Raw genomic sequence first — 23,984 nt, 5'->3', positions numbered from 1 at the left:
CCCACAATGGTACTATGATTCTAGGTTATTCACGTTTATTGTGAACCGGCTGGCGTCTCCGAAACGTCAGCTTTTTTATTGCTCAAATTACTGCCTCTACGGTTACTCCGAACTCTTTCGCTACCTGTTCGGCATATTCCCGGCATTCTTCCAGACTTCCGGATCTGCAGATCATATATCCAACCTCTCCGGATGGAAATGTCACAGGTCCGCTCCATCTGATAATCTTCACAGGATTCTCTCCCATTACATGTCTACTCATTGATTTATCCTTTCGGCGGTGCTCTTATCATGTTGACCGCTCTCCTTTGTTCGGCTCTTGTATACCGTGTTTGCCTTTTCACATTAAAAAGGACGAAAACCTGTTGAACATCCACACTCTCTCTGGTTTGGAGTGACCACCGCCATTTTTTCACGGTACCTATGCGCCAGCTGTTGGCTTGCTGTGCATATTCGCGGATGCCTTTCCGCGGATTGCGCTCTGCCGGAATCGGACCGGCCTATGGACTGCCCATGCAGAGAGCACTCTTTCTTTTCCTCATTATTTCCGTTTTGCCATTACCAGTGCGATCACTACCACTGTTAGTGCACCCAGAAAAGCTCCTGCTGCCATTCCACTCAGGAAAATCCCTACTCCTCCCATGGCTCATCCTCCTCATCTTCGTCATCATAATATAAATCCATCTCATCGAAAGCTCCGTTTGCGGCCATGAACATTATCAGCCACCCCCCGCCGATCACAACCATGCAGATCTGCACCGGATACCAGTCCGGTCCCCATTCTGGCATCTCTGCGATCCCGACTCCGCACAATACCAAGTATGCCGCCATGATTGCCATGGCCGTCAAAATCCATCCTCTGATTTTTCCCGCGATTCTCCGCATCTTTCGTCTCTGTTTTCTGTTCATCTTTTCTCCTTTTTGCGCCCGCGCAATTAGATTTCTCTCTGTGCTTTTTCTGCACTATACGTTTCTTTAGTGGCTCCGCATCGTGTAAATTCTTTATAGATCGTATCTCTATGAACGCCGATCTCATTGGCTATATCAGCCACTTTTTTTCCAGCCTTGCTCATTCTCTCAATAATTACTCTGTCCTCATACCGGAGTCTCTTTGTTTTTTTTCTTGCCACTATGTTCACATCCTTTCCGAAAATAAAATAAGCGTGCAAGAGCTTGTTTTTCACTCTTGCACGCTTTCTTTTTCTCGCCGTAAATAAAAAAGAAATCCGGCAAGAGATTTTTCTATCTCTTGTCGAATTTCATTCTACAATTTATCATTTTTAAAAAATTCCATCAAAAACAACACAACGATACTTGACAAGCTGCTGTGTTCTTTCATATAATAAAAAACAATCAGAACAAAAGCATCGTCTGTTCACCAGTAATAACGGAAGCTTTTTTATCTGTCTTTCGTACCTTTTCAGGGCTTGTACTGGTTTCGACGGGGGCTTTGAAGTTGAGGCAGCCATCCGCAGACTCCTGGACTGCGTACCAACCGGGAAACTAAATATAAACGCAGACGAACAGTACGCGTTAGCAGCCTAAGCGCTGCTCGTCAGCCCTAGAGCACTCACACTTTGGGAATCTGGCGTCGACTATGTGAGAAACCTTGCCGGGTAAGCTTTGCCCCGGTAGATGTATCATGAAGCTACTGAAGCAGTAAGCCTGTCGGTGGGCGTGCTGCCGAGGGAATGTCAAATCAGCGACTGTGATGGGAGATACCGCAAGGGATAGGCTTTCGGACGCGGGTTCAATTCCCGCCAGGTCCATTTTGGAATATCTCATAGATCTGTGAGATCATAACAACAAAAAAACTGACGTTCATCCTGAAACCACGGGATGGACGTCAGCTTTTTTTCAATGAAATCAAATTATTTGATTTTAATTAAAAAGTTACTGTTCTAAAAGAATTATATATATCTCTCCTGCAACTGGCTGTCATACATTTGCTTAGACCCTATAGTTTTGCGTCACCAGATTTCCCCGGCTATGCCTTTTTATTAAAATAAATATAGTCTTTTATTGCATAAACGTTAATAAGTTCCATTTTTACAGATTTTTGTTTCTGTGATACTATTCCGCATGTGCAAGGCACTGACCCTGATTATTTAATACCCCCATATTCATGAGCATTTTTATTGCATCTCCCATTCCTGCTACATAAGACATGTCTGCATATCTTTCATCTCTTGATTCCAGGCATGCTATATAGTCATCAATTACTCTTCTGATCGTATGGGGAATATTCAGGCTGTTGTACCGTTCTTCCAGATAAACAAGATCTCCGTTGTCCTGCTGAATATATTCATCAGAAGCAAATATTCTCTGCCTCCTTTCTTTCATCATTGTTTCAATGTAATTTGCGATTACGATTTCAGTTTTATTTTCCAATTTTCTTCCTCCGTTTGTGCAATAACTATAGGTTTCATCATCATTCTATATTCCGACTCGTCTTTACGTCAACTCAATTCGTCATACAATTACATAGCTTTTTCGACAAATGCGGTCTTTGGGGTCAGTCGTTTTTTCCTGATTTTATGCGCTTTCTCGGTATTTTTTGTGTGATTTGTTTTTTCCGCAGCTCGTCCATCATTTTTACAAGAATTTTCTTTACTTTTTTCATGTTTTCGAATAATATTGTAGGTATGTGCATATCCGCAGATGAATAAATATGCATTCAACAGAAGGGAGAGGAACTTATGACAACATCACACATCTGTATTATGATAGCGATCATCGTCTATCTGGGTGCAATGCTCTATGTTGGATACCTGTGTTCCAAGAAAAACAACGACACCTCTGATTTCTATCTGGGCGGCCGAAAACTTGGACCACTTGTTACTGCAATGAGCGCTGAGGCATCCGATATGAGCAGCTGGCTTCTGATGGGACTTCCCGGACTAGCCTATCTTTCCGGAATCGCAGATGCCGGATGGACTGCTATCGGCCTGGCGATCGGAACCTATCTCAACTGGAAGATCGTAGCAAAAAGAATTCGCCTCTACACACATGTGTCCGGCAATTCTATCACACTGCCATCCTTTTTCAGCAACCGTTTCCGCGATAATCGAAAAATCCTGCAGTCAATCGGAGCTATTTTTATTGTTATTTTCTTTATTCCATATACAGCTTCCGGATTTGCTGCATGCGGCAAGCTTTTCTCCAGTCTTTTTGGAGTAAGCTATCTGACAGCAATGATCATCAGTGCACTTGTCATTGTCGGATATACCACTCTGGGTGGTTTCCTTGCAGCATCTACGACAGACTTTATCCAAAGCATCATCATGTCCATCGCACTGATCATTGTATTTGGCTTCGGTGTTTCTGTAGCAGGCGGTCCTTCCGCAGTTATTGATCATGCAAGATCCCTTCCGGGATATCTCACTATGATGACTACTTACGATCCGGTAAGTGGCACAGAAGCTGCCTACCCGCTCATTAATATCATATCCATGCTTGCATGGGGACTTGGATATTTCGGAATGCCGCATATTCTTCTTCGTTTCATGGCAATCGAAGATGAAAAGAAACTTTCTTTATCCAGAAAAGTTGCAACCACATGGGTTGTAATTTCACTTGCTGTTGCCGTACTGATCGGTGTGATCGGTCTTGGTATGACAGAAGCCGGCAAACTCGAAATGCTTCAGGGCTCTGCTTCCGAAACGATTATTGTTAAGATTGCAGATCTTTTAAGTACATATGGTATAATTCCGGCGCTGCTCGGTGGTACGATTCTTGCCGGTATCCTTGCTTCCACCATGTCAACAGCTGATTCGCAGCTGCTGGCTGCTTCTTCCGCGGTTTCTTCCGACCTTCTCGGAAGCATCCTTAGGAAAAAAGCAGACAAGAAAGAAAGCATGGTTGCTGACCGTGTTACACTGCTTCTGATTGCAGTAATTGCTGTTATCATTGCCCGTAACCCGGACAGTTCCGTATTCAACATCGTTTCCTTTGCATGGGCAGGTTTCGGTGCTGTATTCGGCCCGGTTGTACTGTTTGCCTTATTCTGGCGTCGTACCAACTGGCAGGGAGCTCTCGCAGGAATGGTTTCCGGCGGTGTTATGGTATTCGTATGGAAATACCTTGTCCGTCCAAATGTATCTTTCCTGAATTTCTATGAACTGCTCCCTGCATTTCTGATTTCCAGTATCATGATCATTCTGGTGAGCCTTGCTACAAAAGCACCATCCAAAGAAATCACCGATGAATTTGATCTGGTACAGAAAAAAATGGCAGAGTAAAACATACTTTTTATTTCAACCGTATGCAAAAGAACCGTGAAAACAGAATCTTTTCTGTTCCACGGTTCTTTTTCTGTCCTGTATAAAATTATAATCTACCATATATAAGAGAATATCGAAGCTCCTATAACTGTACAGAGTCCGCATACAACGATTGCAAGACTACTCATAGCTCCTTCTACTTCTCCCATCTCCATTGCTCTTGCCGTACCAACTGCATGAGATGCTGTACCGATTGCAAGACCTTTTGAGATAGTATTACGGATACGGAACATTTTGCAGATAAATTCTGCCGACATATTTCCGAGTACACCGGTAATAATAATAACTGCAACGGAAATCGTCACATAGCCGCCAAGTTCCTCCGAAACACCCATTCCGATTGCGGTTGTGATTGATTTCGGAAGCATGGTGACATATTCTTTATGGTTCAACCCGAACACCATTGACATTGCCAGTACGGAACCCAGACTTGCAAGCACTCCTGAAAGAACACCCGTCATAATTGCCACGATATTCTTTTTCAGAAGATCCAGCTGCAGATACAATGGAATTGCCAGACAGACTGTTGCAGGAGTCAAAAGATAGCTCAGGTATTTTGCACTCATATTATAACTGTCATAATCTACATGAAAAACAACAAGAAATACAATCACAAGTGCTATGGAGATCAGAAGCGGATTTAAAATCGCCAGTTTCCATTTACGCTGTGCTGCAAGACCAATCTCATATGCAAGCAGGCTGATCACAATTCCTATCGTTGCAGAACTTAAGATCAGATTATCCATATTACTTTTTCCCCTCTTTTTTTGAAATTAAAAAATCTGTTACTTTTCCGGTTACAATCATGACTACAAACGTAGATACCACTGTGATCACAAGCAGCGGCACCAAAAAAGGCTGCAGCTGACTCCATGAAGTGATCAGCCCAACCCCTGCCGGTATAAACATAAGCGGCATGATCTCGATCAGAAACTCTCCGGTCTCTTTCACATGTTCTACTTTGATCACCTTTGCCAGAAGAAGTACAAACATCAGAATCAGTCCGTAAATACTGCCCGGTATCGGAAGCGGGATAAAATATTTCACGATCTCACCCACACATGTCACAGCAAGAATGATTCCAAATTGTCTAAGGTATTTCACTATATTCGCCTCCCGAATTAAAATCTGGTCATTATCCGTATAATCTTTACGAACAACGAATCGTCATTTATTATAGCACACCGTCTTTTGTCGTAACAAGTCAAATAAAGTACAAAAAATCGCCATATTTCAGGCGATTTTTTATTAAAATATTTTGTTAATGTCAATTTTTGGTCTTTCATGCATTACTCACATCTGCTATATGTAGCTTCATAAAAGAACTCCTGCGAATTCAGCGGCGTATCCTCTACTTTTCTTACATTGTCCATAATACTGTATTGCTTCAAAATCAAATACAAGGGTGGTTTATGTAAAATTTGTGGAAAATTCTTCATTCATTTCTTTATTAGGATGTCGGAAAGTTTGCGCTTCGGTACGTAGTGTACGTCGTTTTCATCGCGGTAGTAGGCGATATTTTCGCCTTCTTCAATTTCTTTGATGATGATTTTCTCGGCTGGTTTGCCGAATGCCACGATCAGTACCGGTGCAAGGTTCTCAGCCAGATTCAGTTCTTTTTTGACAGAATCTGCATTGTAATTTCCAATCATGCAACCGCCAAGTCCTTTCTCAGCTGCTGCAAGGAGCATGGTCTGTGCTACAATTCCGACATCTTTCTGATATCTCGGAATAGATGCTCCCAGATTTAAGTCCTGACAGATGATGATAAATCCTGTCGGGCACATCCCCGGGTGCGGAAGCTTCATCTGCGGCAGTGCTCTCGCCCAGTTTGTCAGTTTCTGGATGCGTGAAACTTCTTCTTTTTCCCATGCCAGATAATAACGGAACGGCTGTGCATTCACGCTGGACGGTGCATAACGCGCACAATCTACAAAATCCTCCAGCTCTTCTTTGATAAAATGATATGACTCGTCATATCCTCTATAGCTTCTGCTTGCTTTTACTATATCTTTAAACATATCATTCTCCCATATCTTTTGCGCACTGTTTTAGCTTTTCTCTGATTGGCAGATGGTACGGACATCTCGGCTCACATTTGCCGCATTCGATACATGCGGATGCCTTTACCGGCAATGTGCGGTATCGGTCTTTTGCCCAGTCTGCCAGATCATATCTCTGCAAATATCCTGCAAAAAGGAAGACGCTCGGAATATTAATACCGACTGTACAAGGTGCACAATAATTGCAGCGACGGCAGAAATCGTTACCAAGCTGTTCACGAATCTTGTCCATCTTAGCCAGTTCCTCTTCGGTAAGTGGTTCTGTATTAGAACATGCTTTGATATTTTCATCCAACTCATGAACTTCTGCCATTCCCGGGATGACAACTGTCACATCTGGGTTGGAACAGACATAGCGCAGTGCCAGCGTAGCATCTTCGATTGCTCCGCCTGCCAGTGGTTTCATATCAATAAATCCAATATTTTTCTCTGCACATCTGTGGAGCAGCTCTGCTCCCTGCTGTTCTACAATGTTATATGGGAACATGATCGTTTCTACCCAGTCCAGATCAAGCGCACGCTCAAATACAGCAGTAGAATGCGCAGTAAGACCGATATGACCAATCTTGCCCACTGATTTTGCTTCCATAAGCGCCTCCAGAGCACCACCCTCACCGATTACCTGATCAAGCTGTTCCATACTCGGGTTATGAACCTGATAAAGATCAATATAATCTGTACGGAAATTTTTCAGACTGGTTTCAATATCAGCAGCCATTGCTTCCTTTGTTCTTGCCATGGACTTCGTTGCAAGCACGAATTTATCACGAATTCCTTCCAGTCCATATCCGATATACTGCTCACTGACTGTATATCCTCTCGCAGAATCAATGTAGTTAATTTCCTTTTCCGTCATTGCATGAAGAAGCTTTTTTGTCCCTTCCTCGTTAATTTTCTGGATTGGAATGCCTCCAAATCCCATACGTGAAATCTTTAATCCTGTCTTTCCAAGTGTTCTGTATTCCATGATATCATTCTCCCTATTCTGTTAAAAAATATTTCTCTGTATAAAAAAATACCACCGAATCTCTCCGGTGGTATCATCACTTCTAATCAATTATACACGAGACAGATATTCACCTGTTCTTGTATCGATTTTCAGTTTGTCTCCCTGGTTTACAAACAGAGGAACCATTACCTGTGCGCCTGTCTCAACAGTTGCCGGTTTGGTTGCACCCTGTGCAGTATTTCCGGCGAATCCTGGCTCTGTCTCGATAACTTCAAGCTCTACGAACAGAGGCGGCTCAATAGCATATACATTGCCATTCCAGGAGCAAACTTTAACAACTTCGTTTTCTTTAACGAATTTGAGGGAGTCACCTACCTGCTCTTTTGTAAGTGCTACCTGATCATAAGTTTCTGTATTCATGAAGTTGTAAAGGTCTCCATCATTGTACAGATAGCTCATATCAACACGGTCAATACGTGCCTGCGGGAACTTCTCTGTAGGACGGAAAGATTTTTCCAGTACAGCTCCTGTGATAATATTTTTATATTTTGTTCTTACGAATGCAGCGCCCTTTCCAGGTTTTACATGCTGGAACTCAACGATCTGACATACATTTCCTTCAATTTCAATTGTGACACCGTTTCTGAAATCACCTGCAGAAATCATTTTAATTATCCTCCTTCTTTGTGTGTTCGCTACCAACTATTTTATAATATACAGAAAGTTTTTTCAACTATTTTTTTCATATGTAGACAATTTCTCTTCAATTTCTTTAATAAGTTCCTCAAATGGCACTTCTCCGGTAACGACCTGAATGTCTGCAAACTTCTGATATACCGGATCTCTCTGTTTCAAAAGCTTCTTGATCTTGTCATCCCGGTCTTCTCCGTCAAGCATCGGATCTTTCTTGGAATCTGCCAGACGCTTTTTCAGCGTGGTCAGTGATCCTTTCAGATATACGACCGTTCCCAGTTCTTTAAGATATTTTTCGTTTTGTTCCTGAAGCGGAACTCCTGCACCCAGTGAGATTACTTTTCGCTCCGGGTCCTGAATCAGTTGCTTCAAGGCAACTGTTTCCAATGCACGATAATATGGTTCTCCAAATTTCTCAAAAATTTCCCGCGCTGAAAGATTCATTTTTTTGGTGATAAGTTTGTCAAGATCGACAAACTGCAGCCCCAGATCTTTAGAAAGCTGCTTTCCTACTCTTGTTTTACCTGAACCCATAAACCCAATGATAACCACGTGGTTCATGAAATCCCCTCCTCCTTTTTGTAAAAATGTAGTACTATTTTTTCCAGATATCGTTTCAGAACGATCTGGATTTCTTCTTTTGGATGGATCGGCTTTACGAGAATATTGCGGATGCCGGTCCTTTTGGCTCCGTATACATCTGTAAAAAGCTGATCCCCTATAAAAATCGTATTGCCGGTATCCGTTCCCAGCAGTTCCATTGCCTTCCGGTAATTTCTCACAGACGGTTTATGGGCATTTTCAATATATCTGGCCTGAATCGCATTTGCAAATGGCGCCACCCGCTCAATTTGATTGTTTGACAGAAGGCAGTAACCAAAGCCGATTCCGCGAAGCCGTTCAAAAAGAGCTATCGCCCTGTCATCTGCCGGTGCCCCGTGAGGCACCAGCGTATTATCAATGTCATAGATCAGTCCACGATACCCTTCTTCGTAAAGCTTCTCGTAGTCGATCTCATATGCTGAATCCAGATATTCATCCGGAAAAAAACAACGAAACATCCTTTTCTCCTGTCTGTAACTTTTATCGTTCATCAAGCGGAACGTATGCCGCTTCCGGAAGAACGTTCTTGTATGCCGGACGAATGATCTTGTCTGTATTGATCAGCTCCTCCATACGATGTGCACTCCAGCCTACGATACGAGCTACCGCAAACATCGGTGTATAGAGTTCAAGCGGAAGATCCAGCATACTATATACAAATCCACTGTAAAAATCTACATTGGCACTGACACCTTTGTAGATTCGTCTCTCTTCTGCGATTACTTCCGGAGCCATCCACTCTACCATGGAATACAGGCGATAATCTTTCATGCGGCCTTTTTCTTTGGCAAGGCTTTCTACGAAGCCTTTCAGGACTTCTGCTCTCGGATCCGATACCGAATAGATTGCATGTCCCATACCATAGATAAGACCTCTCTTGTCAAATGCTTCTTTATGCAGAAGGCGTTTCAGATAATTTCTTACTTCGTCTTCATCCTCCCAGTTATGCACTTCTTTCTTCATGTCCTGGAACATCTGAACGACCTTAATGTTGGCACCACCGTGTTTTGGTCCTTTCAGGGAGCCAAGTGCAGCCGCTACAGCAGAATATGTATCCGTTCCGGATGAAGAAACTACATGTGTCGTAAAGGTAGAGTTGTTACCACCGCCGTGCTCCATATGAAGGATCAGCGCAAGATCAAGAATCTTTGCTTCCAGATCTGTGTATTTCTTGTCCGGTCTCAACATACGCAGGATATTTTCCGCTGTGGAAAGTTCTTTCTTCGGATTGTGTATATAAAGACTCTTTCCTCTTACATAATGATTATATGCCTGATATCCGTAAACGGAAAGAAGCGGAAATACACTGATCAGGTTCAGACACTGACGCATAACATTCGGAAGTGAAATATCATCCGGATTATTATCATAAGAATACAGTGTCAGCACACTTCTGGAAAGTGCATTCATAATATCACGTCCCGGTGCTTTCATTATAACATCTCTTACGAAATTTGTCGGTAATGAACGTTGATTTGCAAGTAATTTCTGAAAATCTTCCAGTTCTTTTCTGTCTGGCAGCTTACCATAAAGGAGAAGATATGTCGTCTCTTCAAATCCGAAACGGTTATCTCTTACAAATCCAGCTGTCAGATCCTTGATATTATACCCACGGTAATAAAGACTTCCCGCACAGGGAACTTCCTTACCATCTACGACTTTTACTGCCTGTACATTGGAAACCTGTGTGAGTCCGGCAAGGACACCTTTACCATTGATATCACGAAGGCCCCTCTTTACATCATATTTTCCATAAAGAGACAGATCTATACTGGAATGATCTTTGCATTCCTGTGTCAGTCGTTCGATTTCCGGTGTTACCTTTGTGTTAAATCCTGCCATGTAATATTGCTCCTTTCAGAAATTCAGATTCTTTTTCTCCGCTTCTTTTTCTCCGCTTTTCCTCCTCAAAATAAAACCTTATAATAATGTAACTCTTTACTTATGCTGACGATAAGTACTTAAGAACTCACGCAGCTTTTCCGATGCGCGCTCAAGCTGTCTGACGTTCGGCAGATAAACCACTCTGAAGTGATCCGGCTGCATCCAGTTAAATCCCTTACCCGGAACAAGAAGCACCTGCTTCTCATGAAGAAAATCCAGTGCAAACTGCTCATCATCCGTGATGTTGAATTTTTCTGTATCGATCTTCGGGAAAATATAAAATGCCGCATGTGGTTTGACAACAGAAATTCCCGGAATATCTCTCAGTGCATTGTAGATGCATTCTCTCTGCTCATAAACTCTTCCGCCCGGTTTGATATATTCGGTAACACTCTGATATCCGCCCAGTGCAGTCTGCACAATGGACTGAGCCGGAACATTAGAACACAGACGCATGGAAGACAGCATCTTGATTCCTTCTATGTAACCTTTAGCTTTGTCCTTCGCACCGCTTAAGATCATCCAGCCAATACGAAAACCTGCAATCATATGTGACTTCGAAAGTCCGGAAAATGTCACACAGAAAACATCCGGTGCCAGAGATGCGATGGAAGTATGTTCATATTCATCCATAACCAGACGGTCATAAATCTCATCCGAAAAGATAATCAGTTCTTTCTCTCTTGCGATCTGTGCGATCTGCTCCAGAATTTCCTTCGGATAAACTGCTCCGGTTGGGTTGTTTGGGTTGATGATAACGATTGCCTTTGTTTTGTCTGTAATCTTGCTTCGGATATCGTCAATATCCGGATACCAGTCGGACTGTTCATCACAAATATAATGTACCACATTACCACCGGCCAGTGTTGCTGTCGCTGTCCAAAGCGGATAATCCGGTGCCGGAATCAGGATCTCATCACCATTATCAAGAAGTGCCTGCATGCAGAGATTGATCAGCTCACTGACACCATTTCCTGTATAAATATCATTCATTGAAACATTTGGAATATTTCGAAGCTGCGCATACTGCATAATTGCCTTACGTGCTGAAAAAATCCCTTTCGAATCAGAATATCCCTGAGATGTACGAATGTTGCTGAGCATGTCCAGAATGACTTCCTGAGGAGCGGAAAAACCGAACGGATATGGATTTCCGATATTCAGTTTCATGATTTCCTTTCCTTCATCTTCCATTCTCGCCGCCTCGTCAACCACCGGGCCTCTCACATCATACAGTACATTATCGAGTTTCGTTGATTTGTCAAATGTTCTCATTTTTTCACTCCTCTCCATGAGTTTTCTATTCGTATTGTAATATAATCTCATATTCAGACACTTTTCGCAAGGTAAAATTCCATACAAAATTTTGTTTGCGCCCCGAAATATATTTTTTTTTATTTTTTTTACAATTTTCTTTGCAACTTTACCACTTTCGTGTATAATAGTCCATGGACAAATGTCTTACACAGATAGACATGATTCAATAAGCGAATGAGGAGGAAATCAACATGTCTTACACAGAAGAAGTTTATGAAAGAGTCGTTGCACAGAATCCTGGCGAGCCAGAATTCCATCAGGCAGTAAAAGAAGTTCTGGATTCTCTTAAAGTTGTTATCGACCGTAATGAAGAAAAATACCGCAGTCTTTCTATTCTGGAACGTCTGGTAGAACCAGAAAGAATTATTTCTTTCCGTGTTCCGTGGGTAGATGACAACGGAACCGTACAGGTTAACAAAGGATATCGTGTACAGTTCAACAGCGCAATCGGACCTTACAAAGGTGGTCTTCGTTTCCATCCTACAGTAAACCAGAGCATTCTGAAATTCCTTGGTTTCGAACAGGTATTCAAAAATTCTCTGACAGGTCTTCCGATCGGCGGTGGTAAAGGTGGTTCCAACTTCAATCCTAAGGGTAAATCCGACAGAGAAGTTATGGCATTCTGCCAGAGCTTTATGACAGAGCTCTGCAAATATATCGGCGCAGACACAGATGTACCGGCTGGTGACATCGGTGTTGGCGGACGTGAGATCGGTTATCTTTTCGGACAGTACAAACGTGTTCGCGATCTCTATGAAGGTGTCCTGACAGGTAAAGGGCTTACCTATGGCGGTTCTCTGATCCGTACAGAAGCAACAGGATACGGTGTTGTATATATCCTTAACGAACTGATGAAAGATCACAACGATTCTCTCGACGGAAAGACTGTTGTTGTTACAGGTTCCGGTAACGTTGCTATTTACGCAGTACAGAAAGCTACTCAGCTTGGTGCAAAAGTTGTTGCTATGTGCGACTCCAACGGATACATCTATGATCCGAACGGTATCAACCTTGATGTAGTGAAAGATATCAAAGAAGTAAAACGTGGACGTATCAAAGAATATGTTGACCGCGTAGAAGGCGCTACCTATACAGAAGGTGTTGGCATCTGGAACATCAAATGTGATGTATATCTTCCATGTGCAACTCAGAATGAACTTGATGTTGACGGCGTAAAGGCCCTCGTTGCAAACGGATGCAAATATATTGTAGAAGGTGCTAATATGCCTACTACAAGAGAAGCAACAGAGTACGCTATGGATAACGGTATTCTCTTCCTTCCGGGAAAAGCTGCAAACGCTGGTGGTGTTGCTACCTCCGCACTGGAAATGAGCCAGAACTCCCAGAGACTTTCCTGGACATCCGACGAAGTTGATGCAAAACTTCATCAGATCATGGTTGACATCTACGCTAAGATCAGCGATGCCGCAAAACGTTATGACCTGACAGACAACTATGTTGCCGGCGCAAACATTGCAGGTTTCGAAAAAGTTGTAGATGCTATGATCGCTCAGGGTATTGTTTAATTCTCTGACTGTATAAAAGCATAATTTTTAAGGCGTTCCGGTTCTGACCGGAGCGCCTTTTTATTGTATAATCCAGCTTAATACTTCTCTCTTAATACTTTATTCTTCTTATGGCTCCATAAATTTCTTCAGTTCATCCATAAATGTGCTGACATCTTTGAATTCACGATATACAGATGCAAAACGAACATAAGCAACTGCATCCAGGTCTTTCAGATGTTCCATCACGATCTCGCCAATACGGGTACTTGCAATCTCCCTGTCCGCACTGTCAAAGATGTCCCCTTCTATGGAATCCATCGTCATTTCAATCTTTTCTATCGGTATCGGACGCTTGTAGCAAGCGCGTAAGATTCCATCCTGAATCTTTGCACGGTCATACTGTTCACGTGTCTGGTCTTTCTTGATCACACTCAGTGGAATCGTCTCTACCTTTTCGTATGTAGTAAAACGTTTGCCGCAGGATTCGCACATTCTTCTTCTGCGGATGGAATTGGTGTCTTCTACCGGTCTTGAGTCTACAACTTTACTGTTATCCTGATTACAAAATGGGCATCTCACAGTATTTACCCCTCTTTCCCCTTTAATAAAATAATTATATTTATTTTTTCTGACAGTGTCAACAAAAGGTCATGTATATCTGTAAAAAATATTCATATATTAAAAAAAACGGTGTTTTTATGAGACTTTGTGAGCTTCGACAGAAAGAAATCATTAATACCTGCACCTGCAAAAGCCTCGGCTGTCCCGTCGATCTGGAATTTGACTGTACCACAGGACGCATAAATGCGCTGATCGTCCCGGGTCCCGCTAAATTTTGCTGTTTCTTCGGTCACGACAATGAATATGTCATTCCATGGAACTGTATTCGCCAGATTGGTGATGACATTATCCTCGTAGAAATCCAGGAGGAAAAATGTTTTCATAAAGAACACCTTCTCTGATCCTGTCAAGGTCTATTATTTTTTATATTTTTTTCAAAAAAGAATATTTCTCATCCTCCCTGTGAATCATTTGTAATACCAAATGAAATAAGGAGGATATTTCGATGGCACTTAATAAAGTAGAAATCTGCGGGGTCAACACTTCCAGTCTTCCGGTCTTAAAGCAGGAAGAAAAAGATGAACTGTTCCGACGTATCAAACAGGGCGACACCGAAGCCAGGGAACAGTATATTAAAGGAAATCTGCGTCTTGTGTTAAGTGTTATCCGACGTTTCCAGAACAGCAACGAAAATCCTGATGACCTGTTTCAGATTGGCTGCATCGGCCTTATGAAGGCGGTTGATAATTTTGACGATACCCTGATGGTCAAATTTTCTACTTATGCAGTTCCGATGATCATCGGTGAGATCCGCCGTTATCTGCGAGATTATAACAGCATCCGTGTCAGCCGCTCCCTGCGTGACATTGCCTACAAAGCTATTTATGCAAAAGAAAATTACATCCGCCAGAATCTGAAAGAACCTGCCATGGAAGAAATTGCAGAAGAAATCGGCATTGAAAAAGAAATGATTGTCTATGCACTTGATGCTATACAGAATCCTGTCAGTCTCTACGAGCCTGTCTATTCCGAAGGCGGTGATACCCTCTACGTTATGGATCAGATCAGTGACCGCAAAAACAAAGAAGAACACTGGCTGGAAAGGCTGTCTCTCAAAGAAGCCATGAAACGGCTCGGCAATCGCGAACGCCACATCATTGAAATGCGTTTTTATGAAGGAAAAACACAGATGGAAGTCGCAGATGAAATTGGAATCTCACAGGCGCAGGTCAGCCGCCTCGAAAAAAATGCTCTCAAAACCATGCGGAATTATCTCCGTCCCTGATCCGATATTATAAGCTTTCCAAATAAAACGTCCCCTTAAGAAGATTGGGGTTATTTACCATATCTGCTTAAGGGGACTCATATATCATTTCAGGGCTTTTTCCAGTTCATTAATAATGATCTTTAATGCTTTGATACGTGCATATTTTTTATCTACAGATTCAAGGATATGCCATGGTGCAAATGTAGTACTTGTCTTTTTGAGCATTTCATTAACAGCTTCTTCATACTGATCCCATTTTTCACGGTTGCGCCAGTCTTCATCTGTGATCTTCCACTGTTTTTCCGGATTATTCTGACGCTCGGTAAAACGTTCAAGCTGTGTATCCTTATCAATCTGTACCCAGAATTTGATGATCACAGCCCCCCAGTCGTGCAGTTCTTTTTCGAATTCATTCATCTCATTATAGGCACGCTTCCAGTCATTTTCACTGCAAAATCCCTCAAGACGTTCTACCATGACACGTCCATACCATGTGCGGTCAAAAATCGCGATATGTCCGTCCTTCGGAAGCCTTGTCCAAAATCTCCAGAGATAATGTCGTGCTTTTTCATGCGGCTCCGGACTTGCGATCGGCTGCACCTCATATCCGCGCGGATCCAGCGCACCGGTGACTCTCTTGATGTTTCCGCCCTTTCCGGCAGCATCCCATCCTTCATAGGTAATAATTACCGGCACACGTTTACGATACAGGCGGTTATGCAATTCTCCGAGCCTGCTCTGTAATTTCTTTAATTCTTTCTGATATTCCTCTTCATCTATTGTCTTGCCTTCCAGCTCAACATCTTTCAGTTTCGGCATTTTCACAAGTGGAAATACATTCTGGAGAATCGGTACGGAATGACTCTGATTCTGCAATGCAACCTCTATACTGCTTACCAGTATATCCATAACCTGCAGTTCTGCCCACTTTTTATCCGCCGCATCTATGATATACCATGGGGAAGTTGACATGTTGGTATCTTTCATATAACGGTCGATCACATTTTCGCATTTTTTGTAATGCTTGTGCTGCCATTTATCAGCACCGGTCACACGCCACTTCGTATCTTCTTTGCCCAGAAGCTTCTCCATGCGCTTTCCTTGCTCATCTTTATCGATCTGCATGAAAAATTTCAGTACAAGATATCCATTATCGGTCAGCTGGCGTTCAAATCGGCGGATACTTTCAATTCTTTTTTCATACAAATCACCTTCCAGATCACCGGTGAGAACATCCATGACACTCTGCTCCATCCAGCCAGAATCGAGGAATGTAAATTTGCCTTCTTCCGGGATCTGTTTCATATAACGATACAAAAACGGTCTGCGCAGTTCTTCTTCTGTCGGTGAAGACATCGTTGCAACTTTGAAAAAACGAGGATCAATATTTTTGATCACTTTGCCGATCATACTGCCTTTACCTGCCGCGCTCCATCCTTCAAAAAGAACCAGCACCGGCAGCTTATGCTCCTTGATCTTCATCTGGAGATCATACAGACTGCTTTTCGTTTTTTCAAGCTGTATTTTCATTTCTTCCCTGTCCGGCATTTCGCCCGGCGTCCATGATTTTAACATATAGATTCCCCATTTCTTTTTTTGTACATAGTATATCATACTTAATCATAGAATATAAATTATTTTTGTGCATTTTTTACTATTTATGTGAAAAAGCACATAAAAAAACAGAACCATCTGTTTTCGGACGATTCTGTCTTTTATTTTATAAACAAGATCAGGAAAGTTCCAGTTTTCCGGTATATAACTGGTAATAGGTACCCTTCTGTCTGATCAGATCTTTATGATCACCTCTCTCGATGATCTTTCCATATTCAAGTACAATGATCGCATCACTGTTTCGGATTGTGGAAAGACGATGGGCAATAACAAATACAGTACGTCCCTTCATCAGGTTATCCATACCTTTTTGTACAATGCTCTCTGTACGGGTATCAATACTGGAAGTTGCCTCATCCAGAATCAGTACCGGAGGATCTGCAACTGCTGCACGCGCGATAGAAAGAAGCTGTCTCTGTCCCTGTGACAGTTCCTCACCGTCTCCGCTCAGCATAGTATCATATCCCTTCGGGAGCATCTGGATAAACTGGTCTGCATGTGCAAGTTTTGCAGCTGCATAAATTTCTTCATCCGTTGCATCCAGTTTACCATATCGGATATTGTCACGGATCGTTCCGGTAAAGAGGTGTGTATCCTGCAGAACGATTCCCAGTGAATGGCGCAGATCATCTTTTTTGATCTTTGTAATGTTGATTCCATCGTAGCGGATCTTACCTTTCTGAATATCGTAGAAACGATTGATCAGGTTGGTGATCGTTGTCTTTCCTGCACCGGTAGAACCTACAAATGCAAGCTTCTGTCCCGGTTTTGCATACAGGCTGATATCATGAAGGATTGTCTTGTCCTCATTATATCCAAAGGTTACATCTTCAAATCGTACATCACCCTTTAACTCTGTATAAGATACGGAACCGTCTGCAGAATGTGGATGCTTCCATGCCCACATACCGGTTCTCTCTTTGCATTCCACGATGTTGCCGTCTGCATCTTTTCTTGCATTGACAAGAGTGACATAGCCCTCATCCTCTTCCGGCTTTTCATCGATCAGATTGAAGATACGCTCCGCTCCGGCAAGTGCCATAACGATGGAATTGAACTGCTGTGCCACCTGCATAAACGGCTGTGTAAAGCTCTTCGTAAACTGAAGATAAGAAGCCATGACACCGAGCGTGATTCCGCCGACTCCGGCAACGGAAAGCACACCTCCGAGAACCGCTGTCAGTACAAACTGTAGGTTACCGATATTTCCGATCACCGGTCCCATCATATTCCCGTACTTGTTTGCCTGCGCTGCGCTCTCAAAAAGTGCTTCATTCAGTCTGTCAAACTCTTCTTCCGATTTTTTCTCATGGTTGAACACCTTTACAACACGCTGACCGTTCATTCGTTCTTCTACGAATCCTGTTACATCAGCAAGTGACATCTGCTGGCGTACAAAATATTTTCCACTCTTTCCGCCAATCTTTCCTGTGACAGTCATCATCACAAAAATGATCAGCACTGCAAGAATTGTCAGAAGCGGGCTTAACACCAGCATCGAAATAAATGTTACAACAATCGTGAACAATGCCATCAATGCCTGTGGAATTGCCTGGCTGATCATCTGACGCAAAGTGTCCGTATCATTGGTATAAAGACTCATGACAGATCCATTTGTGTTCTGATCAAAATAACGGATCGGAAGTGTCTGCATATGTTCAAACATATCGTCACGTACTCTTTTGAGCACACCCTGTCCGATATAAACCATCATTCTTGTATAGATAAATGTGGCAACAACACCTGCAAAGAAAATGCATCCAAGAACTGCCAGTGCTTTATAAAGGCCTTCAAAATCCGGGGTTTTCTGCCCGATCAACGGAAGGATAAAATCATCCAGAAGGTAACGAAGAGAAAGGGATACCGCAGTTGTCGCAACTGCACTGATAAGAATACAGAAAAATACAAGGATAAACTGAAGCTTATATTTTTCTGTCACATATTTCAAAAGACGTTTCGCAGTTTCCATGTCTTTTTTGGTCATTCTCGGTTTCTTATTTTTATTCATCCTCTTCTCCTCCTTTCACCTGAGATTCGTACACTTCTCTGTAAATAGCATTTGTCTTCAAAAGCTCCTCAGAGGTTCCCACACCTGCAATCTTACCATCATCCAGTACAATGATCTGGTCCGCATCTTCAATAGAAGAAACTCTCTGCGCGATAATGATCTTTGTCGTATCCGGAATCTCTTCACGGAATGCTTTACGGATCAGCGCATCTGTTTTGGTATCAACCGCACTGGTGGAATCATCCAGGATCAGGATCTTCGGTTTCTTGAGCAGCGCACGTGCAATACAGAGACGCTGTTTCTGTCCACCAGATACGTTATTTCCACCCTGCACGATCATCGTGTCATAGCCGTTTGGAAATTCACTGACAAATCCGTCCGCCTGTGCCAAACGACATACTCTTTTGACCTCTTCGTCACTGGCATGTTCGTCGCCCCAGCGAATATTCTCATAGATCGTACCGGAAAATAATACGTTTTTCTGCAAAACCATGGATACCTGATCTCTCAGAACTTCCAGATTGTAGTCACGTACGTCAACTCCGGCTACCTTAACAGCTCCGGAAGTAACATCATAAAGACGCGGGATCATCTGCACAAGAGTGGATTTTGCACTTCCTGTACCACCAATGATTCCGACTGTCTGGCCTGATTTGACATGAAGATTTACATCCTTCAGGGAAAGATTTCCACCCTCACCTGCATAGCTGAAATCTACATGGTCGAAAACAATTTCACCGTTTTTGACTTCTTTTACCGCATCAGTCTTATCCTGCATCTCCGGGACTTCATCAAGTACTTCTGTGATACGGTCTGTAGATGCCTCTGCGATCATGATCATAACAAATACAAATGTTACCATATTCAGTGACATCAGAATCTGCAGTGCATATACGATCACGCTTGTCAGTTCACCTGTCTCCATAGTTCCGAACACAATACTGCGTCCGCCGATCAGTGCGATCAGAATCACAACCGCGTACATCATAAACTGCAGAACCGGAGAGTTCCATGCCACGATTTTTTCTGCTTTTGTGAACAGCGTATATACATAATCAGATACACCATGGAATTTATTTACTTCATAGTCCTCTCTTACAAAGGCCTTGACAACACGAGCTGCATTGACATTTTCCTGAACAGAATTATTCAGTTCATCATACTCATCAAATACCTTTATAAAATGCGGATGTGCCTTTTTTGCAATAAACAGCAGTGTTCCGCCAAGAAGCGGGATAACAACCAGGAAAAGCAGGGCAACCTTTACATTGATCATCAGGGTCATGATCCAGGAAAGAAGTATCATGATCGGTGCCCTTGCCAGAAGGCGGATACTCATCATATATGCCATCTGGACATTTGTAATATCTGTTGTCATTCGTGTGACCAGTCCCGATGTGGAGAAATGGTCAATATTTTTGAAGGAAAAATCCTGTACCTTGTAGAAAATATCATGACGAAGATTTTTTGCATATCCGGCAGCTGCCACAGCCGCCATATTTCCTGCCTGCACACCAAAAAACAGAGCAAGCATCGCCATAATCACAAGAATCACTCCACGCTGTACAATATATCCCAGATCACCATTTGCAATACCCACATCAATGATCTTTGCCATTTCCAGCGGAATGAGCACTTCCATCAATACCTCCAGAATTACCAGTATCGGAGCCAGTATAGACTCTTTTTTGTATTCCCTGATTGATTTAAACAGTTTCTTGTTCATTTTTTCTGTCAGCCTCCTTATCTGTCTTTTTATTCATTTCCGAAAGATTGTGATACATCTGACACAATACTTTTTTACAGGTTATAACATCTTCCTCCGAAATTCCTTTTGTAAGATAATTCTCCGTAAACGCAATATGCTTCAGAAGAATCGGTCTCAGTTCTTCCGCTTTTGGAGTTGGCACTATTTTTTTCAGACGGGCATCTTTTTCTACACTTTCTCGGTATATATACCCATGCTTCTCCATCAGCTTCAGGATTCCGGTTACAGTAGATTTACGAATCTGAAATTCTTCTTCAATATCTTTTTGATAAAGATCCCTGTGGAGAGATTCCAGAAGAACAAATTTCAACACATGTTTTTGCATGACCGTCAGTTCATCATTTTCAATTACAGACTCCATACCATTTGAATTCCGCTTCATCTGATGCGACAACATATGAATCAGTCTTCCCATGTGAGCATTTTCCAGTTTTTCATCAAATTCGCACATTTTCTCTCCTTTCTCAATTTTAGTTCGCGTCCTAACTTTTGACATTATACAAATCATCATGCGGAAAGTCAACAGCTTTTTTGTGTCTTTTTGGACACAATTTACAACCATCTTTCCTATAAAGTAAAAAAAATGTCCCATTATAAGGACATTTTTTCGCTTTCGTATATTGTTCTGACTTCCTCCGCTCTGGTTCGATGCGGAAAGCAGATATTTCCAAGCTGTCTTACCGGCATGACTCCCATCAGAGAATTCGTAACAAAGCATTCTTCATAATACATCAGTTCATCCGGATAAATAATCGTCTCTACCACGCTGAATTTTGACATTACGTATTCCCGCAGGATTCCCGGCAATAATCCACAGGACAGTTGCGGTGTATAGATCATATTTTTACGCACAAAGAAAATATTGCTGACTGTTCCCTCGCTGATCTGGCCCTTTGTATTGATAAAAACCTTCTCGTTGATACCGGCTGCCGCTGCAGCTCTTTTTTCAAGGATACAGTCACCATAATTCAAAGTCTTGTGATAGACCAGCGGTGAAGTCTCATTTCTGCGCACTTTACTGATGTCTGCCACAAATCCTTTTGCATAATCCTCTTCAGAATATGTATTTGTTCTCATCTGGAAAAATAAATTTTCGGCTGAACAGACAATTTTTAATACACCATGATCTGTGAACTTAGAACCCTGACCTGCAAGATACGACAACACCCTTTCCCTTGAAAGTCCACGTTCACTGCACGAGCCAAGTTTAAAAAAATCTGCTGCCTGTTCCAGTCTTTCCAGATGTTTTTCAAGCAGTATTGGCTTTCCCTTTTCGACAGCAATCGTTTCAAACGCACCCATCCCGAACAGAAAACCTTCATCTAACCTGATATCCATACTTTGCTCTCCAATTACTTATTTCATAGCCTGAAGAACCGCCTTCGCTTTCTGAAGTGTTTCTTCATATTCAAATTCCAGATCGGACTCTGCGGTAATACCGCCGCCCACACCCAGATAATACATTCCATTTTTGTGTAACGCAGTCCTGATCACGATATTAAAATCGCAGTCCCCGTCCAACGTCAGATATCCAATCGAACCGGTATATAGATTCCGCTTATTATTCTCCAGTTCATCAATGATTTCCATTGCACGATACTTCGGTGCTCCCGTAATCGACCCTCCAGGAAAAGCTGCCTCAAGAAGATCCATGACCGTTTTTCCTTCTTCCAGATTTCCCTCAATATCCGAAACCAGATGGAATACCGTTGCATATTCTTCTACTGTAAAAAGCTCAGTCACCTTAACGCTTCCCGGACGGCATACTCTGTTCAGATCATTACGTTCGAGATCCACGATCATCAGCAGTTCACTTTTGTCCTTCTCGGAATTTTCAAGTTCTGTCCGCATGAGCAGATCTTCTTCCGGTGTCTCCCCGCGCTTACGTGTGCCTTTGATCGGTCGTGTATTTACATGCCCCTTCTGCATTTTAAGAAAACGTTCCGGTGACGCACACACGATCTGAAAATCCCCATAATCAAAATAGCCGCCAAACGTAGACGGATTATTTTTCCGAAGATCATAAAACACATCCAACGGTGCTTTATCACTTTTCACAGTGAGCTGCTGTGTCATATTGGCAATGTAGATATCTCCCTCTATAATATAACGGATCATACGATCTACTGCCTGCTTGTATTCGTCCTTCGCAAAATTCGGCCGCACTTCGATCGGATATTCTGTATCTGACTCTTTCTGCATATACACCGGTTTCCCGTTTATCCGGGTCTCCATCTCATCCAGCAGTTTCGCAGCTTCCCTCGTGTTGCCATTCGCAATCAAATATGTACGCTGTTCCTGCCTGTCCTCTATAATAAAGAAATCATAAAAGACAAGTACCGCATCCGGAATCGAGACAAGATTCTCTTTCGCAGAATCCACTTCCATCAATTTTCTTCCATATTCATAGGAAAAATATCCTATTGCACCGGAAATTATCGGAAGCTCTGTATTATTTTTGTCTTTGTGTTCTGCCAGATACTTTTTCAGGTATTCTTCAAAAGAATATGTTGTTTCTTTCTCTCCATTAATATAGAAGCTATTCTCATCCTTCACCAGTTTCAGATATGGCACAGCACCTATGATTGAATAACGTCCAAGCCGGTTAACCAGAGAAGAATCCAGGAATGCACTGTCTTCCTCTCCTGCAAAATATCTATAAAGCTCTGCTGCATTTCTGGCAGGCTTCATTTCTTTTATAATACGGGTTTTATTATACATCGTTTTCTTTCCTCTGTCCATTATGACGGACATTTCCTTTATCTTTTTTTCGTACGGTTTGTACTATATCGTTTTAGTTAATGTGTACATTCCGCAATTCGGCAGAAATTTTCAAGCAATTCATGACCATACTCTGTCAGCACTGCCTCTGGATGAAACTGAACTCCATACAACGGAAAGTTCTTATGTGAAAGCCCCATCACCGCACCATCCTCTGACACAGCGTCGATATGGTAATCCGCCGGAATGCTGTTCTCTTTTACAATCAGCGAATGATAACGCGTTACTTTGAACTTTTTCGGAAGTCCTTCAAAAACACCGGTTCCCATATTTGTGATATCCGTCACCTTTCCATGCATCGGCCGCTCACCTTTTTTTACCGTTGCGCCACAACAGTATCCAAGTACCTGATGTCCGAGACAGACGCCAAGAATCGGGATTTTTCCCCGCAAACGTTCCACAGTCTGTACACAGACTTCTGCATCCCACGGACGTTTCGGTCCGGGGGACAGAATGATTCCCTGTGGCTGCATTTTTTCTATTTCATCCACGGTGATCTGATCACTTCTTTTTACAACAATCTCCCTTCCAAGCTCCTCAAAGTAAGCCTTCAGGTTATAGACAAATGAATCATAGTTGTCGATCATTAAATACATAGCGTCCTCCCTGTCATCAAATCGCGGATAAAATAAAAAAAGAGACAACGAGTGTGCGTATTTTCATGCACACAGTCGTTATCCCTGAT

The 23,984-nt window shown here is 42.4% G+C and carries 25 protein-coding genes, 1 other RNA gene and 1 riboswitch; of the genes, 5 read left to right on the top strand and 21 right to left on the bottom strand.

Annotated features, from left to right (window positions below):
• Positions 1-82 precede the first annotated feature (82 nt).
• From DWW86_RS16990 to DWW86_RS00195, 3 genes are all read right to left on the bottom strand, one after another.
• Positions 83-232, bottom strand: coding sequence for a hypothetical protein (locus tag DWW86_RS16990; protein WP_173692373.1), 150 nt, complete (start codon positions 230-232; stop codon positions 83-85).
• Between the two features lie 398 nt (positions 233-630).
• Entirely contained in the window at positions 631-909 is a 279-nt protein-coding gene (locus tag DWW86_RS00200; protein WP_117941918.1) for a hypothetical protein, read from the bottom strand.
• 26 nt (positions 910-935) lie between these two features.
• Entirely contained in the window at positions 936-1,130 is a 195-nt protein-coding gene (locus tag DWW86_RS00195; protein WP_117684733.1) for a helix-turn-helix domain-containing protein, read from the bottom strand.
• Between the two features lie 293 nt (positions 1,131-1,423).
• Here DWW86_RS00195 and ssrA point away from each other — a divergent pair.
• Positions 1,424-1,772, top strand: a transfer-messenger RNA (tmRNA) gene (gene ssrA, locus DWW86_RS00190).
• A gap of 151 nt (positions 1,773-1,923) precedes the next feature.
• Positions 1,924-2,004, bottom strand: a riboswitch (cyclic di-GMP riboswitch).
• A 69-nt stretch (positions 2,005-2,073) separates the two neighbouring features.
• Here the strand turns inward: ssrA and DWW86_RS00185 are convergent.
• The gene (locus DWW86_RS00185; protein WP_083585467.1) at positions 2,074-2,391 is read right to left on the bottom strand and encodes a hypothetical protein; all 318 of its coding nucleotides are present in this window, start codon (positions 2,389-2,391) and stop codon (positions 2,074-2,076) included.
• A 308-nt stretch (positions 2,392-2,699) separates the two neighbouring features.
• On the opposite strand from DWW86_RS00185, the gene putP reads away from it, so the two are divergent.
• Entirely contained in the window at positions 2,700-4,241 is a 1,542-nt protein-coding gene (gene putP, locus DWW86_RS00175; protein ID WP_117941916.1) for a sodium/proline symporter PutP, read from the top strand.
• A gap of 95 nt (positions 4,242-4,336) precedes the next feature.
• On the opposite strand, the gene DWW86_RS00170 is transcribed toward putP, so the two are convergent.
• The 9 genes from DWW86_RS00170 to DWW86_RS00130 form a co-directional block, all read right to left on the bottom strand.
• A complete protein-coding gene (locus DWW86_RS00170) occupies positions 4,337-5,029 on the bottom strand; it encodes an LrgB family protein (RefSeq protein ID WP_072521369.1) in 693 nt (230 codons plus the stop codon).
• Position 5,030: 1 nt separating this feature from the next.
• A complete protein-coding gene (locus DWW86_RS00165) occupies positions 5,031-5,387 on the bottom strand; it encodes a CidA/LrgA family protein (protein WP_117941915.1) in 357 nt (118 codons plus the stop codon).
• Between the two features lie 335 nt (positions 5,388-5,722).
• Positions 5,723-6,304 carry a nitroreductase family protein gene (locus DWW86_RS00160; RefSeq protein ID WP_072521371.1) on the bottom strand — a complete coding sequence of 194 codons (582 nt, stop codon included), beginning with the start codon at positions 6,302-6,304 and terminating at the stop codon, positions 5,723-5,725.
• A gap of 1 nt (position 6,305) precedes the next feature.
• Positions 6,306-7,313, bottom strand: coding sequence for an aldo/keto reductase (locus DWW86_RS00155; protein ID WP_117941914.1), 1,008 nt, complete (start codon positions 7,311-7,313; stop codon positions 6,306-6,308).
• Between the two features lie 90 nt (positions 7,314-7,403).
• Positions 7,404-7,961: an elongation factor P gene (gene efp, locus DWW86_RS00150; RefSeq protein WP_005427567.1), complete on the bottom strand. Its 558-nt coding sequence runs from the start codon at positions 7,959-7,961 to the stop codon at positions 7,404-7,406.
• Positions 7,962-8,024: 63 nt separating this feature from the next.
• A complete protein-coding gene (locus DWW86_RS00145; protein WP_072521373.1) occupies positions 8,025-8,549 on the bottom strand; it encodes a shikimate kinase in 525 nt (174 codons plus the stop codon).
• On the bottom strand, positions 8,546-9,049 hold the full coding sequence (locus DWW86_RS00140) for a YqeG family HAD IIIA-type phosphatase (RefSeq protein ID WP_117941913.1): 504 nt from the start codon (positions 9,047-9,049) through the stop codon (positions 8,546-8,548). The genes DWW86_RS00145 and DWW86_RS00140 overlap by 4 nt, the downstream gene beginning before the upstream one ends.
• Positions 9,050-9,071: 22 nt before the next feature.
• Entirely contained in the window at positions 9,072-10,433 is a 1,362-nt protein-coding gene (locus tag DWW86_RS00135) for a citrate/2-methylcitrate synthase (protein ID WP_117941912.1), read from the bottom strand.
• Between the two features lie 96 nt (positions 10,434-10,529).
• Positions 10,530-11,750 (bottom strand): aminotransferase class I/II-fold pyridoxal phosphate-dependent enzyme, encoded by a 1,221-nt coding sequence (locus DWW86_RS00130; RefSeq protein ID WP_117941911.1) that lies wholly within the window; start codon positions 11,748-11,750, stop codon positions 10,530-10,532.
• A gap of 233 nt (positions 11,751-11,983) precedes the next feature.
• On the opposite strand from DWW86_RS00130, the gene gdhA reads away from it, so the two are divergent.
• Positions 11,984-13,318: an NADP-specific glutamate dehydrogenase gene (gene gdhA, locus DWW86_RS00125; protein WP_117941910.1), complete on the top strand. Its 1,335-nt coding sequence runs from the start codon at positions 11,984-11,986 to the stop codon at positions 13,316-13,318.
• 108 nt (positions 13,319-13,426) lie between these two features.
• Here gdhA and nrdR read toward each other — a convergent pair whose 3' ends face one another.
• Positions 13,427-13,879, bottom strand: coding sequence for a transcriptional regulator NrdR (gene nrdR, locus DWW86_RS00120; protein WP_117941909.1), 453 nt, complete (start codon positions 13,877-13,879; stop codon positions 13,427-13,429).
• Between the two features lie 71 nt (positions 13,880-13,950).
• Here nrdR and DWW86_RS00115 point away from each other — a divergent pair, with 71 nt between their 5' ends.
• On the top strand, positions 13,951-14,262 hold the full coding sequence (locus DWW86_RS00115) for a YlmC/YmxH family sporulation protein (protein WP_353652659.1): 312 nt from the start codon (positions 13,951-13,953) through the stop codon (positions 14,260-14,262).
• Between the two features lie 104 nt (positions 14,263-14,366).
• On the top strand, positions 14,367-15,146 hold the full coding sequence (gene sigG / locus DWW86_RS00110; RefSeq protein WP_072521379.1) for an RNA polymerase sporulation sigma factor SigG: 780 nt from the start codon (positions 14,367-14,369) through the stop codon (positions 15,144-15,146).
• Positions 15,147-15,230: 84 nt separating this feature from the next.
• On the opposite strand, the gene pap is transcribed toward sigG, so the two are convergent.
• From pap to DWW86_RS00075, 7 genes are all read right to left on the bottom strand, one after another.
• Positions 15,231-16,703 carry a polyphosphate:AMP phosphotransferase gene (gene pap / locus DWW86_RS00105; protein ID WP_117941908.1) on the bottom strand — a complete coding sequence of 491 codons (1,473 nt, stop codon included), beginning with the start codon at positions 16,701-16,703 and terminating at the stop codon, positions 15,231-15,233.
• A 157-nt stretch (positions 16,704-16,860) separates the two neighbouring features.
• Positions 16,861-18,750: an ABC transporter ATP-binding protein gene (locus DWW86_RS00100; protein WP_117941907.1), complete on the bottom strand. Its 1,890-nt coding sequence runs from the start codon at positions 18,748-18,750 to the stop codon at positions 16,861-16,863.
• Positions 18,743-20,476 (bottom strand): ABC transporter ATP-binding protein, encoded by a 1,734-nt coding sequence (locus DWW86_RS00095; protein WP_117941906.1) that lies wholly within the window; start codon positions 20,474-20,476, stop codon positions 18,743-18,745. Before DWW86_RS00095 ends, DWW86_RS00100 begins: the two co-directional genes overlap by 8 nt.
• Positions 20,457-20,969: a MarR family winged helix-turn-helix transcriptional regulator gene (locus DWW86_RS00090; protein WP_072521383.1), complete on the bottom strand. Its 513-nt coding sequence runs from the start codon at positions 20,967-20,969 to the stop codon at positions 20,457-20,459. Before DWW86_RS00090 ends, DWW86_RS00095 begins: the two co-directional genes overlap by 20 nt.
• Positions 20,970-21,109: 140 nt before the next feature.
• Positions 21,110-21,856 carry an aminotransferase class IV gene (locus DWW86_RS00085; RefSeq protein ID WP_117941905.1) on the bottom strand — a complete coding sequence of 249 codons (747 nt, stop codon included), beginning with the start codon at positions 21,854-21,856 and terminating at the stop codon, positions 21,110-21,112.
• 18 nt (positions 21,857-21,874) lie between these two features.
• The gene (gene pabB / locus DWW86_RS00080) at positions 21,875-23,239 is read right to left on the bottom strand and encodes an aminodeoxychorismate synthase component I (RefSeq protein ID WP_117942244.1); all 1,365 of its coding nucleotides are present in this window, start codon (positions 23,237-23,239) and stop codon (positions 21,875-21,877) included.
• Between the two features lie 77 nt (positions 23,240-23,316).
• Positions 23,317-23,895: an anthranilate synthase component II gene (locus DWW86_RS00075; RefSeq protein ID WP_117941904.1), complete on the bottom strand. Its 579-nt coding sequence runs from the start codon at positions 23,893-23,895 to the stop codon at positions 23,317-23,319.
• Positions 23,896-23,984 lie beyond the last annotated feature (89 nt).

Source organism: Ruminococcus sp. AF17-22AC (assembly GCF_003460065.1).
Classification (GTDB): Bacteria; Bacillota; Clostridia; order Lachnospirales; family Lachnospiraceae; genus Blautia_A.
Note: the sequence above shows the minus strand (reverse complement) of the source record. Positions and strands in the feature narration are given on the sequence as shown.

Excerpts from the sequence above, each read along its gene's own strand:
- DWW86_RS00075 (WP_117941904.1), bottom strand. The coding sequence starts at position 23,895 with ATGTATTTAATGATCGACAACTATGATTCATTTGTCTATAACCTGAAG.
- sigG (WP_072521379.1), top strand. The coding sequence starts at position 14,367 with ATGGCACTTAATAAAGTAGAAATCTGCGGGGTCAACACTTCCAGTCTT.
- DWW86_RS00115 (WP_353652659.1), top strand. The coding sequence starts at position 13,951 with ATGTATATCTGTAAAAAATATTCATATATTAAAAAAAACGGTGTTTTT.
- DWW86_RS00130 (WP_117941911.1), bottom strand. The coding sequence starts at position 11,750 with ATGAGAACATTTGACAAATCAACGAAACTCGATAATGTACTGTATGAT.
- efp (WP_005427567.1), bottom strand. The coding sequence starts at position 7,961 with ATGATTTCTGCAGGTGATTTCAGAAACGGTGTCACAATTGAAATTGAA.
- DWW86_RS00095 (WP_117941906.1), bottom strand. The coding sequence starts at position 20,476 with ATGAACAAGAAACTGTTTAAATCAATCAGGGAATACAAAAAAGAGTCT.
- DWW86_RS00090 (WP_072521383.1), bottom strand. The coding sequence starts at position 20,969 with ATGTGCGAATTTGATGAAAAACTGGAAAATGCTCACATGGGAAGACTG.
- DWW86_RS00200 (WP_117941918.1), bottom strand. The coding sequence starts at position 909 with ATGAACAGAAAACAGAGACGAAAGATGCGGAGAATCGCGGGAAAAATC.
- DWW86_RS00160 (WP_072521371.1), bottom strand. The coding sequence starts at position 6,304 with ATGTTTAAAGATATAGTAAAAGCAAGCAGAAGCTATAGAGGATATGAC.
- DWW86_RS00155 (WP_117941914.1), bottom strand. The coding sequence starts at position 7,313 with ATGGAATACAGAACACTTGGAAAGACAGGATTAAAGATTTCACGTATG.
- DWW86_RS00085 (WP_117941905.1), bottom strand. The coding sequence starts at position 21,856 with ATGGATATCAGGTTAGATGAAGGTTTTCTGTTCGGGATGGGTGCGTTT.
- pap (WP_117941908.1), bottom strand. The coding sequence starts at position 16,703 with ATGTTAAAATCATGGACGCCGGGCGAAATGCCGGACAGGGAAGAAATG.
- pabB (WP_117942244.1), bottom strand. The coding sequence starts at position 23,239 with ATGTATAATAAAACCCGTATTATAAAAGAAATGAAGCCTGCCAGAAAT.
- DWW86_RS00140 (WP_117941913.1), bottom strand. The coding sequence starts at position 9,049 with ATGTTTCGTTGTTTTTTTCCGGATGAATATCTGGATTCAGCATATGAG.
- DWW86_RS00100 (WP_117941907.1), bottom strand. The coding sequence starts at position 18,750 with ATGAATAAAAATAAGAAACCGAGAATGACCAAAAAAGACATGGAAACT.
- DWW86_RS00135 (WP_117941912.1), bottom strand. The coding sequence starts at position 10,433 with ATGGCAGGATTTAACACAAAGGTAACACCGGAAATCGAACGACTGACA.
- DWW86_RS00170 (WP_072521369.1), bottom strand. The coding sequence starts at position 5,029 with ATGGATAATCTGATCTTAAGTTCTGCAACGATAGGAATTGTGATCAGC.
- gdhA (WP_117941910.1), top strand. The coding sequence starts at position 11,984 with ATGTCTTACACAGAAGAAGTTTATGAAAGAGTCGTTGCACAGAATCCT.
- putP (WP_117941916.1), top strand. The coding sequence starts at position 2,700 with ATGACAACATCACACATCTGTATTATGATAGCGATCATCGTCTATCTG.
- DWW86_RS00145 (WP_072521373.1), bottom strand. The coding sequence starts at position 8,549 with ATGAACCACGTGGTTATCATTGGGTTTATGGGTTCAGGTAAAACAAGA.